General features: G+C 71.9%; 9 protein-coding genes. 2 read left to right on the top strand and 7 right to left on the bottom strand.

The window, feature by feature from the left end; genetic code table 11:
* Window positions 1-26: 26 nt before the first annotated feature.
* Window positions 27-1535: a glycerol kinase GlpK gene (gene glpK / locus ACWENQ_RS16900; RefSeq protein ID WP_452414932.1), complete on the top strand. Its 1509-nt coding sequence runs from the start codon at window positions 27-29 to the stop codon at window positions 1533-1535.
* Between the two features lie 31 nt (window positions 1536-1566).
* On the opposite strand, the gene ACWENQ_RS16905 is transcribed toward glpK, so the two are convergent.
* The 5 genes from ACWENQ_RS16905 to ACWENQ_RS16925 form a co-directional block, all read right to left on the bottom strand.
* Window positions 1567-3123 (bottom strand): amidohydrolase family protein, encoded by a 1557-nt coding sequence (locus ACWENQ_RS16905; RefSeq protein ID WP_452414933.1) that lies wholly within the window; start codon window positions 3121-3123, stop codon window positions 1567-1569.
* A gap of 351 nt (window positions 3124-3474) precedes the next feature.
* Complete coding sequence (locus ACWENQ_RS16910) at window positions 3475-4062, bottom strand: GTP-binding protein (RefSeq protein ID WP_354908080.1); 588 nt, start codon at window positions 4060-4062, stop codon at window positions 3475-3477.
* Window positions 4043-4420, bottom strand: a complete 378-nt coding sequence (locus tag ACWENQ_RS16915) for a DUF742 domain-containing protein (protein ID WP_354908079.1) — start codon at window positions 4418-4420, stop codon at window positions 4043-4045. The genes ACWENQ_RS16910 and ACWENQ_RS16915 overlap by 20 nt, the downstream gene beginning before the upstream one ends.
* The gene (locus ACWENQ_RS16920; protein ID WP_449918828.1) at window positions 4417-4833 is read right to left on the bottom strand and encodes a roadblock/LC7 domain-containing protein; all 417 of its coding nucleotides are present in this window, start codon (window positions 4831-4833) and stop codon (window positions 4417-4419) included. The genes ACWENQ_RS16915 and ACWENQ_RS16920 overlap by 4 nt, the downstream gene beginning before the upstream one ends.
* Window positions 4830-7436, bottom strand: a complete 2607-nt coding sequence (locus ACWENQ_RS16925; RefSeq protein ID WP_452414935.1) for a nitrate- and nitrite sensing domain-containing protein — start codon at window positions 7434-7436, stop codon at window positions 4830-4832. The genes ACWENQ_RS16920 and ACWENQ_RS16925 overlap by 4 nt, the downstream gene beginning before the upstream one ends.
* Before the next feature lie 206 nt (window positions 7437-7642).
* Between ACWENQ_RS16925 and ACWENQ_RS16930 the strand changes: the two genes are divergently transcribed.
* Window positions 7643-8698 (top strand): terpene synthase family protein, encoded by a 1056-nt coding sequence (locus tag ACWENQ_RS16930; protein ID WP_452414936.1) that lies wholly within the window; start codon window positions 7643-7645, stop codon window positions 8696-8698.
* On the opposite strand, the gene ACWENQ_RS16935 is transcribed toward ACWENQ_RS16930, so the two are convergent.
* Both ACWENQ_RS16935 and ACWENQ_RS16940 read right to left on the bottom strand, forming a co-directional pair.
* Window positions 8695-10338 carry a prenyltransferase/squalene oxidase repeat-containing protein gene (locus ACWENQ_RS16935; protein WP_452414938.1) on the bottom strand — a complete coding sequence of 548 codons (1644 nt, stop codon included), beginning with the start codon at window positions 10336-10338 and terminating at the stop codon, window positions 8695-8697. The genes ACWENQ_RS16930 and ACWENQ_RS16935 overlap by 4 nt on opposite strands.
* A 47-nt stretch (window positions 10339-10385) precedes the next feature.
* Window positions 10386-11774 (bottom strand): cytochrome P450, encoded by a 1389-nt coding sequence (locus ACWENQ_RS16940; RefSeq protein ID WP_452414939.1) that lies wholly within the window; start codon window positions 11772-11774, stop codon window positions 10386-10388.
* Window positions 11775-11952 lie beyond the last annotated feature (178 nt).

Consider the following 11952-nt stretch of genomic DNA (forward strand, 5'->3'; position numbering starts at 1 on the left):
ACCCCCATCTGCCGAGGTAGGATGCCATGGTCATGCGCTACGTGATGTCCATCGATCAGGGCACGACATCCACGCGCTGCATCGTTTTCGACCAACGAGGGCGCCTGGTGTCGGTGGCGCAACGCGAACATCGACAGCACTTCCCCCGACCGGGCTGGGTCGAGCACGACGCCGTCCAGATCTGGCGCAACCTGGAGCGCATCGCACCCGAAGCGCTCTCCCAGGCGGGCATCGGCCTGGACCAGGTGGTGGCGATCGGCATCGCCAACCAGCGCGAGACCACGCTGCTGTGGGACCGGCGCACCGGCGCACCCCTCGGACGCGCCATCGTCTGGCAGGACACCCGCACCGACGCACTCGTCGACCAGTTCGCCGCCCGCCCCGACGCCTCGATGGTGCAGAAGCGCTGCGGACTTCCGCTGGCCACCTACTTCTCCGCCCCCCGCATCCGCTGGCTGCTCGACAACACCCCGGGACTGCGCGAACGAGCCGAACGGGGCGACGTGCTGTTCGGCACGATGGAGACCTGGCTCATCTGGAACCTCACCGGCGGCCCCCAGGACGGCCTGCACGTCACCGACGTCACCAACGCCAGCCGTACCCTCCTCATGGACCTCGCCTCGCTGGCCTGGGACCCCGACCTGCTCGACTTCTTCGGCATCCCGAGCGCCATGCTGCCGCAGATCCGGCCGTCCACCGAGACCTACGGCCTGGCCAGCCGCGTGCTCCCGGGCGTACGCATCGCCGCCGCGCTCGGCGACCAGCAGGCGGCGCTGTTCGGCCAGACCTGCTTCGCGCCCGGCGACGCCAAGTGCACCTACGGCACCGGCAGCTTCCTGCTGCTCAACACCGGCCACGAACCCGTCCGCTCCAGCCACGGCCTGCTCACCACCGTCGGCTACCAGGTGGGCGACCAGCCCGCCGTCTACGCGCTCGAAGGCCCGATCGCCATCACCGGCGCCCTCGTCCAATGGTTCCGCGACGGGCTCGGCCTCATCAACAGCGCCCCCGAGATCGAGACCCTCGCCCGGACCGTGGACGACAACGGCGGATGCTACATCGTCCCCGCCTTCGCCGGGCTCTTCGCCCCCCACTGGCGCAGCGAGGCCCGCGGCGTCATCGTCGGCCTGACCTCCTACATCACCAAGGGTCACCTGGCCAGAGCCGTCCTGGAGGCCACCGCGTGGCAGACACGCGAAGTCGTCGACGCCATGAACGCCGACTCAGGGCTGGAACTGCGCACCCTCAAGGTCGACGGCGGCATGACCGCCGACAACCTCCTCATGCAGTACATCGCCGACGTGCTCGACGTGCCGGTCGTCCGCCCCATGGTGGCCGAGACCGTCTCGCTCGGCGCCGCGTACGCGGCCGGGCTGGCGGTCGGCTACTGGGCGGACCTGGAAGGGCTGCGCCGCAACTGGCACCGGGCCGCCCAGTGGCTGCCCAGCATGGAGCCCGAGCGCCGCGCCACCGAGTACGACAACTGGCACCGGGCGGTGGAGCGGACGTTCGGCTGGATGAAGTCGGGCGGCTGAACGTGTCGCCGCCCCGGGCCGCCGTCGCCGGTCAGCAGCATCCGGCCATCGCGCCCGCGGCGGCCGTCGTCCCCGCCGGCGGGTGCTCCTTCGCGGCGGCCTCCACCGCCGCCAGCATCCCCTCCCGTTCGGCGGCGGAGATGAGACGGCCCCTGCTGACCACCGCGTGGATCCGCCGCGTGTTCCCGATGTCCCGCAGCGGGTCGGCGTCCAGGACGACCAGGTCGGCCAGCTTCCCCGCGGTGACGGTGCCCGTGTCCCGCTCCCACCCCAGGTGGCGCGCGGCGTCCGCGGTCGCGCTCCGCAGCGCCTGCATCGGCGTCAGCCCCGCCTCGACCAGCAGGCCCAGCTCGTCGTGCAGCCCGAAGCCGGGAAAGACGTACGGCTGGTTGCTGTCGGTCCCGGCGAGGATCCCCACGCCCGCCCGGCGCATCTCGCCGACGACGCGCAACCTCGCCTGGAAGTACTCACGCTGCGACGCGACCTCCTCGGGCGTGGCCGGGGCGCCGAGGTCCCCCTCCCAGTACTCCTCGGTACCGCGCGGCAGGTACTTCAGCCGCCAGTCGCCGCGAAAGGTGCCCGCCGGCGAGGCGGACACACGCGACGCGGCCAACGTCGGGGTCTGCCAGGTGCCCCGCTCCGCCAGCCGGGCGAACAGCCGCCCCGCCCTGCGCGCGTCGTAGGTGGCGACGGCCTGCCGTTCCAGCTCCCGCACCCAGACGAACCAGGGGTACGGCCCGCCCTTGGCCCCCACCGGGGTCCCGCCGATCAGGCGGCGGAAGGCGGCCTCGTCGCGCGACGTCGCGAAGAACGTCCCGAACAGGTGCTCCACGCTGCGCTGGCCGAGCTCGGCGGCCTCCCAGAGCGACACGTGGTCCGACAGGTGACCGGCGAACGGCAGGCCCTGCCGCCCGGCCTCGTCCGCGATCGCGGCGTACAGGTGCCGGGGCAGCAAGGAGTAGACCTTGACCAGGTCGGCACCGTCCCGCCGGGTCTCCCGCACCGCCTCACGCGCGTCGGCCTCCGAGGTGACCGTACGGATGGGGAAGGCCCCGAGGAACGACTCCTGCCCGTCGAGGATGTTGCCCGCCAGCACCATGCGCGGCCCGGCCAGGTCGCCGGCCTCCAGCCTGCGCCGCAGGTCGTGACGGTCAGGGGTACCCCACATCTCCCGGATGCCGGTCACCCCGTTGGCCAGGTACAACGGCAGGTGCAGATCCAGCTTGTCGAGCTCGGTGTGCGCGTGCATCTCCCACAGCCCCGGGATCACGTACTTGCCGCGCAGGTCGACCGACCTGGCCCCGGCGGGAACGGGAGCGCCCGTCCGCCGGCCGACCCACGCGATCCGGTCGCCCGCCAGCACGACCGTCGCGTCCCGAAGGGGCGGCCCGCCGAGCCCGTCGATCACCGTCGCGTCGCGCAGCACGGTGATGCCGGCTCCCGGCCCGCCGGTCGCGGCGCCGGCGGGCGCGGGCCACGACGCCGTCGCCGCACCCGCCCCGGCGACCAGGACCCCGGCCTTCGACAGCCATCCCAGGAACTCGCGCCGCGTCGCGGCACCGTCGTGCGCCGCCCGGTCGTCGTGCATTCGCTCTCCTCGCATCCGTGCGGGACCACGGGCCGTCAGCGGGGAACCGCTCGCCTGCCGGGACGAGGCTCGGCGCGACGCAGGGGCCGCCGCTGCCGTCCCCTTCCATACCGGAGCAAATCACTCCGATATGTGGGCACACTATAGCGGAGCAAAACACTCCGCAAGTTGTGCCGAAAGGGACCCCGGGCCCTTTACAAAGTAGATTCATGACGGCGAGCGGCGCCCCCGCAGCCGCGGGGCCCTGGCCCGGGCCGCGCGGTGCGAAGGTCGCGGGTCAGCCGCCGACCACCGGCATGCGCAGGTCAGCCGCCGACCGCCGCCACGCTCAGGCGGCTCGGAGGTCGCGGGTCAGCCGCCGACCGCCTCCACGCGCATCTCGGCCGCGTGCTTCACCAGCGCGACGAGCACGTCGCGGCTCGACTGCCGCTTCCTGGCGTCGCACATCACGATGGGGATCGACGGGCTGAGCTGGAGCGCGAGCCGTACCTCGTCCAGCTCGTAGGTGGGGGCGCCCTCGAAGGCGTTCACCGCGACCACGAAGGGCGTGCCCCGCCGTTCGAAGTAGTCGATCGACGGGAAGCAGTCGGCCAGGCGCCGGGTGTCGGCCAGCACGACGGCCCCCAGCGAGCCTTCGGCCAGCTCGTCCCAGACGAACCAGAACCGCTCCTGGCCGGGGGTGCCGAACAGGTAGAGGACGTAGTCCTTGCTGATCGTGATGCGGCCGAAGTCCATCGCGACGGTCGTCGTGCGCTTGTCGCTCACACCGGACAGGTCGTCCACGCCGACGCTGCGGTCGGTCAGGGCCTCCTCGGTCCGCAACGGCTTGATCTCGGAGACCGCGCCCACCATGGTGGTCTTGCCCGCGCCGAAGCCACCCGCGACCAGGATCTTGATCGCGGTCGGCATGCGCGGCCCGTCAGAGCGCCCGAAGGCCATCGAGCACCGCCCGGTAGAGGTTCATGTCGTTCATGTCCGCCTCGTAGTGTGGTTCCTGCGCGGAGACGAGATTCCGTTCGTACAGATCCCCGAGAAGCACGCGGATCGTGTTGATGGGCAGGTCGAGGTCCGCGGCGATCTCGGCGACGGACTTCGGCACGCGGCAGATCCGCAGGATCGACAGGTGCTCGGGGTCCAGGCCGGACTCCGGGCCCGGCACCGGCCCCAGAGCGAGCGCCATGGAGATCATGTCGAACGTGCCACTGGCAGGCTGGGTACGCCCGCGCGTGACCACGTAGGGCCGGACGACCTGCGGATCGACCCAGGTGCCGTCGGCGGGCTCGTCCGGCCGGCTCACCGTTCGCCCCCGCCCTGCGCCAGAGTGGTGCGCGCCTCCGAGGTGAGGTACTGGCCGACGCGGGCGACGAGCATGGCCATCTCGTAGGCGACCAGGCCGATGTCGGCCGCCTGGTCGCAGAGGACGGCCAGGCAGGCCCGCTCCCCCGCCACGCTGACGATGAGGAAGCCGGACTTCCACTCGATGACCGTCTGGCGGACCGCGCCGCCCTTCACGTGCTCGGCGACTCCCCTGGCCAGGCTCTGCACCCCGGAGGCCACGGCGGACAGGTGTTCGCCGTCGGTGCGTTCCAACCCCGCGGAGGAGGCCATCAGCAACCCGTCGGAGGACAGCACGATGGCGTGCTCGGTGTTGCCGACCCGGCTGATCAGATCGTCCAGCAGCCAGTTCAGATCTGGGCTGGTACTGGTCACTCGTCGTCTCCCGACCGATCGTCCTGCATGAGCTTGGCCGCCTCGGACCTGCCGAGCTTGCTGCCCATCTGCAGCGAGCCCATCATGGCCCTGATCTCCTCCGGCGAGCGCTCGTCACCGTCGTCCTGCCGGCTCGGCGGCGTGGCGGGGGCTTCGTCGCGCAGCGCGGGGGCCAGGTTGGCCTGGGGCACCCTGAGCGGCAGCCCGGACGGGGTACGGCCGGCCGGCGGGGACTTGGGCAGGTCGGCGGCGGGCGACGCGGTGCTGGACGGCGCGGCGCCGGGTGATGGCGCAGCGGCGCCGGGAGCGGGCGTCGTGTCGGGGCCGCCGAGCGGCGGCACCGTGCGGAGCTGCGGCGCCGAGCGCGGCTGCGACCCCGGGCGGGAGTCGAGCTCCGGGCGGGAGTCCGGCGCTGGGCGGGAGTCCCGGACCGGGCGGCGGTCCAGCTGCGGGCGGGAGTCCTGTCCTGGCCGCGAGTCCGGTCCTGGGCGCGAGTCCGGGTCCGGGTGCGGGTCCAGATCCGGGTGCGGGCGCTGCGCGCTACCGGAGCGCTGGGCCGTACCGGAGCGCTGTGCCAGGTCGGAGACCTGTGCGATCTCGGAGAGCTGGGCCAGGTCGGACAGGTGGGCCATGTCGGAGTGCTGCGCGGTGCGCGGCCGGGGCGCGGTGAAGGTGGCCGTGCGCCCGGCCGCGGGCGCCGCGGTCTGCCTGCGCGGCAGACCCGCGGGCAGGTCGGCCTCCGGGTCGTCGTCGGGTCGTCCCTGGTCCGTCTCGACGAGCTCGCGCGGCAGCAGCACCACGACCGTGGTCCCCCCGTACGCCGAGGAGCGCAGCGACACCTGGATCCCGTGGCGTTCGGCCAGGCGGCTGACCACGTACAGGCCGAGGCGCGCGGTGGTGCCGGTGATGCGGAACTCGGGCGGGTTGGCGATGCGGTCGTTGGCGGCGTCCAGGTCCTCGGGCTTCATGCCGAGGCCGCGGTCCTCGACCTCCACGACGTAGCCGTTGGCCACGAACTGCCCGCCGACCTGGACGTTGGTGTAGGGCGGGGAGAACGAGGCGGCGTTCTCGATGAGCTCGGCCAGCAGGTGGATGACGTCACCGACGGCCCGGCCCACGAGAACGACGTCGCCCATCGGGAGGATGTCCACCCGCGTGTAGTCCTCGACCTCGGCCAGCGCGCCGCGGACCACGTCGACCATGGGCACCGAGTTGCGCCAGGTACGCGCCGGCGAGGCGCCGGACAGCACGATCAGGTTCTCGGCGTTGCGGCGCATGCGGATGGCCAGGTGGTCCAGCCGGAAGAGCTCCTTCAGGTCCTCCGGGTCGGTCTCGCGCCGCTCCATCACGTCCAGCACGCTGAGCTGCCGGTGCACCAGCCCCTGCGTACGGCGGGCCAGGCTGAGCAGGATGTCGCGGATGCTCTGCCGCAGCGCGGCCTGCTCGGCGGCGATGCGGATGGCGGTCTCCTGCACGGTGTTGAACGCCTGGCCGACCTGGCCGATCTCGTCGGCGCCGAACTGGAGCGGGGGCGCCTCGACGGCGACGTCGACGTGCTCGCCGTGCCCGATGCGTTCGACCACCCGGGGCAGCCGCTCGTCGGACAGCTCGTGCGCCGCGTCGCGGAGTTTCTGCAGCTGCGCGAACAGCGACCGCGCCGTGGTGATGGACAGGACGATCGAGGCGATGACCGCGATGAGTCCCAGGCCGCCGGCCAGCACCAGCCGCACGACGACGCCGGCCGCGACGGGCGTCGCGCGGTCGACCACGCCGTCTCCGGCCGTGAGCACCATGGTGTTGAAGTCGGCCAGGGCCTGCTCGGTGGTCGCCTTCCACTGCTCGGCGCCGAACGGGATGCTCTGGGTGCTCTGGCCGTATTCGGCGAGCAGGTTCTCGAGCTCGCCCAGCCGGGTGAACACCGGGCCGCTGAGAAGCTTGTCGTAGGCGGCCCGGTCGGCGCTCGGCAGCTCGGCGGCCGCCTGCTCGGCGACGTCGCGCCAGGCGCCCACGGTCCTGATGAACTGCGCGTGCTCCTCGACGCTCAACCGGCCCGCGGCGAGCGCGCCGGCCAGCAGGGCGTCCTCGGTGGCCATGATCTCTCGCGCCCTGCTCAGCGCCATGAGGGTGCGGGCGTCCTTGGCGAGCGTCTTGTCGTCAAGCGTCGCCATCGAGCCGTACATCCGGTAGAAGGAGCCGACGAGGTCGGCGAAGGCCTGGCTGGACCTGATCCGGTTCATGCGCCCCGTGTCGACGGCCCGCCGGATGTCCGCGAGACCGTCGAGCTTGCCGAACATCTCGGCGAGCCGCTTCTCACCCTCGTCGTCGGCGGCCCACTCGACGATGTCGGCGCGCGCCGAGGTCTCGAAGTCGGCCAGGGTACGGTCCACCCGCTGGCGCTGCTTGCGCAGCTCCTCCCTGGAGCGTGTGGAGGCTTCTCCCAGGTGGATCATCGAGGCCCTGCGTTCCCGCTGGAGCTCGACGAGCAGCGGTTCGCTGGGGCTGACCACGCTGCTGTCCAGTTGGGTGACCCACAGCAGGTTGACGCCTTCACGCAAGGTGACCCAGGCCGCGAACGCCCACAGCGCTGTCAGGGAGAGGAGCAAAGCCGTGATTTTTGTCCGCAGTCGGGAATTGCGGGGGGGCATAGTACCTACTCTGCGAAGTCATCTGATTGCATGCAGGCGCGAGCAACCCGAGAACTCTAGCAAGGAGCATGATCTTGCTCAACCAACAACTGGGTTTTCCGACCTGTCATCCTGCTTTGTCACCTTAGTCGTCTAATAAGATCACACAACGGTATTGTCGTCACATGAGTGGCTCGGACGCAGAGGCATACTTCGGCATCCGCAACGACCTCGCGGACCGCCTGCTCACCGGATCGCACCAGCTGGCAGGGGTGCCCGCCGAGGACCGGGAGGTGGTCCTGCGGGCGGCGCTCGACGCGGTCGACGAGGCCGCGGCGCTCCTGCGCCCCTATCCCGTGCTGTACGCCGACGGCCGGAGCTCGGCCAGCAGGCTCGCCTTCAGCTGCCTGTCGGCGGCGGCCACCTTCCCGCACGCCCGCCGTGACCAGATCGCCGATCTCGGCGCGCTGACCACCATCCTGTTCGGTGTCGACGACATCGCCGACAGCATCGCCGGGCAGTGGTCCGAGCCTGAGGTCGCGGCGTTCTTCACCGAGCTTCCCGCGATCCTCACCGGCCGCTCTCACGCGGACGGTTCCGAGAGCCCGCCCGCCCAGGTCCTGAGCGCCTGGGCGCAGTGGTGCCGCCGCCTTCACGACCGTCCGGGCGCCTCCGTCCACGTGCCGGCCCTGGCACGGCAGCTACAGCTGGCGGGCGAGGCCATGAACCGCGAGCGCGCCTGGGCCGCCCGAAGGCAGCCGTGGCCGTCGTACGACGCCTATCTCGCCAACGGGATGCTGACCATCCTCTATCACAGCTGGTGGTCGGCGGCCCTGATCGTCTGCGGCCCCGAGCCTGCCGAGGCGGCGCACTGGACGGCGATCGAGCCGGCCACGGATCTGGGCGCCTCCTGCCTGCGGCTGGCCAACGACATCAGGACGTTCCAGCGGGAGAAGGCGGAGGGCAAGCCGAACGCCGTCAGCATCCTGGAGCGCGCCGGCATGACCGCCACGGCGGCGATCCCCCGGATCGCGGCGCACATCGACGCGCTCGAGGCGGACTTCACGGCCGAGCTCGCGAAGATGCCGGCCGAACTGGCCGGCATCGCCGACGGCCAGAACAGGAGCGTGGCGTTCAACGGCCGCTGGTACATGGCCAGGGACACCCACGCCTACACCGTCGGGGACCTGGCGGCCGACACCGCCGAGGCCGGTGGCCGCCCGGACGGCCGGGCCGGCTAGTACTGCTGGGCGAGGTAGGAGGAGGCGAGCACCGCGGCGCGGACCACGGCGACCGGCGTGTAGAGGTCCTTGTCGTGCCACAGCGGCGGATGGTCGGCACCCGCCGAACGCACCAGATGGGCGTGGCCGCGGGCCGCCGCCTCGGCACGCCGCGGGTCGCTCCCGCGCGGGCCGGTCAGCAGCAGCGTCATCATGGCGTAGGCGGTCTCCTCCGCGGTGCCCTCCCACCGCCCCCACGACCCGTCGGCGCGCTGGCCGTCCAGCACCCAGTCGGCGGCGGCGCGCACGGCAGCCGCCGACTCCTCGCCGCCGAACTCGTCGAGGGCCAGTGCGCAGCTGGCCGTGGCGTAGTACGGCGACGCGTGCCAGCGGTCGTCCCAGCTCCCGTCGGGCCGCTGCCGGTCCCGGATCCACTCGGCCGTTCCGGTGATGGCCGCGCCGTAGCGGTCGGCGGCGGCGGGGCGGCGCGCGACGTACTGGCCGAAGGCGTCCAGCACGTGCGCGTTGACGCTGACGGAGGAGCCCTGCTCCCCCGGCCAGGTGGAGAAGTGCGTGCCGGAGTGGAAGGCCCACAGGCTGTCCGGCTCGTACGGCGCGCCGAGCAGCGACAGCGCGTACAGCGCCACCGACGTCGTGTCGGCGTCGGCCGGGAGCCCCGGTCCGGCGGGCGTCCCGGCGGGCCCGATCGCCGCCCTGAGATCGGCGACCATCTCCGGCGGCACGTCGATCGGCACTCCGGCGCGGATCAGCCAGCTGAGCACCCAGCCCCGCTCGAACACCGTGATCGGCACCCCGACGGGCACGGGGCCGCCGTGCCGCCGGGCGAGCGCCTCGAGGTGGCTGCGCGCCGGGTCGTCCGCGTCGCGCCACCCGCGCTCTCCCAGCCAGGCCGCGGTGGCCGCGGGCGATGCCCCGACGGTGCCGATCGCCGTCGGGGCGACCGCGGGCGCGCCGCTGGCCGCCGGGCCCGCGATCTCCAGGGCGTGCAGCAGTTTCTCCGGGACTTCCGTCCCCGCCGCGATCCACGACCTGATCAGCGCGAGCGTGTCGTAGCTCATGTCGTCGGGCAGCGGCAGCGGCGGCTGGCCAGGCAGCGCCTGCACGTGCTGGTTGATGAGCGCCACGAGCGAGGGCACGATGTGCTCGATCGCCGGCATGTCGGGAAGTTCCCGCCGCGCGCCCAGGTAGTCGGCCAGAGCACGCAGGCCGCGCCGGGCCGCCTCCTCGAGGCGGCGCCGGTCGGCCTCGCCGAGGGAGTACCGGTCAGCCCCTTCGAGGCCGTGCCGCTCAGCCCCTTCGAGGCCGTGCCGGTCGCCGTCCTCGGACTCGAAGGGGTGCCGGTCGGCGCCGGGGGCGCCGTGGTCGTCGCGCAGCAGCGCCGACAGGATCGCCTCGGTGGCGCTCAGCGTCGGCACGAGGCCGTAGCCGTCCGGCGCCCCCCAGCTGCCGTCCGGCCGCTGGGTGGCCACCAGGAAGGCGAGCCGCTCCTCGTGCCCGACCAGCCACGGAGCCAGGGTGACCAGCCGGCCGGTCTCGTAGACCGACGGGGAGACCTGGCCCCACGGCCTGCGCATGAGATCGGTCAGCAGCGCGTCCGCGGCCGGGATCGTCTCCGGTACTCCCTGAGCGGTGATGCTCACCCGCCCACCTCCGTCGGCCGTGCCGGTCTGTTTCGCTCGCTCACCCGTCAGTCCCGCGCCCTCGGCACCAGCTTCAGCATGAGCTTCTCCTTCGGCCGCACCGACGCGCCCGGCACGGGCGTGAGGCGCTGCGGGTTGGTCAGTTCCACCCGGTACCTGCGCAGCAGGTTGGCGATCACCAGCGGGGCTTCCACGTAGAACAGGTGCTGGCCGAGGCAGACGTGCGGGCCGGCGCCGAAGGGGATGAAGCTGTAGCGGTGCCGCCGCTCGGTGTTCTCCGTCGCCCAGCGCTCAGGGTCGAACTCCAGCGGCCGGTCCCAGAAGTCGGCCAGCCGGTGGGTCGTGTACGGGCTGACCAGCACCTGCGACCCGGCCTTGATCGGGACGCCGCCGATCTCGGTGTCCGCCACGGTCTGGCGGGGGATGATCCAGCCTGACGGGTAGACGCGCAGCAGTTCCTGCAGCACCATGCGGAGGTACCGGAGCTTCGCGACGTCGGCCGGGCGCACCGGCCCGTCGCCGACGACCTCGTCGATCTCCTGCTGTAACCGGGCGTACACCTCGGGATGGTCGTGCAGCACCGACCACAGCCAGGTCAGCGACATCGCCGTGGTCTCCGAAGCCGCGCCGTAGATGCTGACCAGGTCGTCGCGGATCTGCCGCAGGTCCGCCTCGCCGTCCGCGGCGATCCTGGCGCCGATCAACGCCGAGACCACCTCCTTGCTGCCCGTGTTCTCCTCGCGCGCCTGCTCGATCAGCGGGAAGACGATCTCGTCGACCTTCCTGGCGGCCGCCAGGAAGGCCCGGTCCCCCGGCACCTTGATGGAGTACGGCACGAACGGGAACATCAGCCGGAAGGCGATCGACGTCGCGCACGTGGAGAACTCGGGCGACAGCCGCTCGGCGACGTCGCGGGAGATCCGCCCGCCGAAGAGGACCTTGATGACGGCCTGGTTGACGATCGTCGTCATCTGGTGACCGCCTTCGACCAGCCGGCCGGTGTTCGCGTGGTCGTCCAGTTCGAGGATGGACTCGGCGATGACGTCGGCCATGTCCTCGGCCAGCGAGGCGGTGTACCTCGCGGTGAACAGCGGCTGGAGGATCTTGCGGCTGGACTCCCAGGCCTCCCCGTCCCCCAGGATGCTGTGGCCGATCAGGCGCTGCAGCGGCCGCCAGAACATGCCCTCGCGCACGAAGTTGGACCAGTCGGTCTTCAGCACCTGCTGCACGTGGTCAGGGTGGGAGATCAGATAGGGCCTGAACGGGCCGAGGTCCAGGCGGACGATCCGCCCGCCCGCCTCCATGCCCGCCTTCGCCAGTTCGTCGACAGGGTCCCTCATCAGGCGGGGGATGGCCCGATAGAAAGGAAGCACTCGTGGCGTGGTCGCGACAGCGCCCGCGGCAACCGACATGGCGATGATCCCCACTCCAAACATGTCAGGGAGCAACACGCGTCGCAAAAGCTAACTCTTGCGACATAAGTGACTCTCCGCCGCAGTATCGTACGATCCGCCTTCTCTGATCAAGATGTGGCACGTGTGATGATTGATCCGTCCTGGTGAGCGGCACCACCCGCTCACCCTTCCGGACCGGGCGGGCAGATCCGCGCGGACT

The organism is Nonomuraea sp. NPDC004354 (assembly GCF_053602555.1).

What these genes read in the sequence shown, in the direction of transcription:
- ACWENQ_RS16930 (WP_452414936.1), top strand. Translation starts at nt 7,643, where the DNA reads ATGAGTGGCTCGGACGCAGAGGCATACTTCGGCATCCGCAACGACCTC.
- ACWENQ_RS16910 (WP_354908080.1), bottom strand. Translation starts at nt 4,062, where the DNA reads ATGGCCTTCGGGCGCTCTGACGGGCCGCGCATGCCGACCGCGATCAAG.
- ACWENQ_RS16940 (WP_452414939.1), bottom strand. Translation starts at nt 11,774, where the DNA reads ATGTTTGGAGTGGGGATCATCGCCATGTCGGTTGCCGCGGGCGCTGTC.
- glpK (WP_452414932.1), top strand. Translation starts at nt 27, where the DNA reads ATGGTCATGCGCTACGTGATGTCCATCGATCAGGGCACGACATCCACG.
- ACWENQ_RS16905 (WP_452414933.1), bottom strand. Translation starts at nt 3,123, where the DNA reads ATGCACGACGACCGGGCGGCGCACGACGGTGCCGCGACGCGGCGCGAG.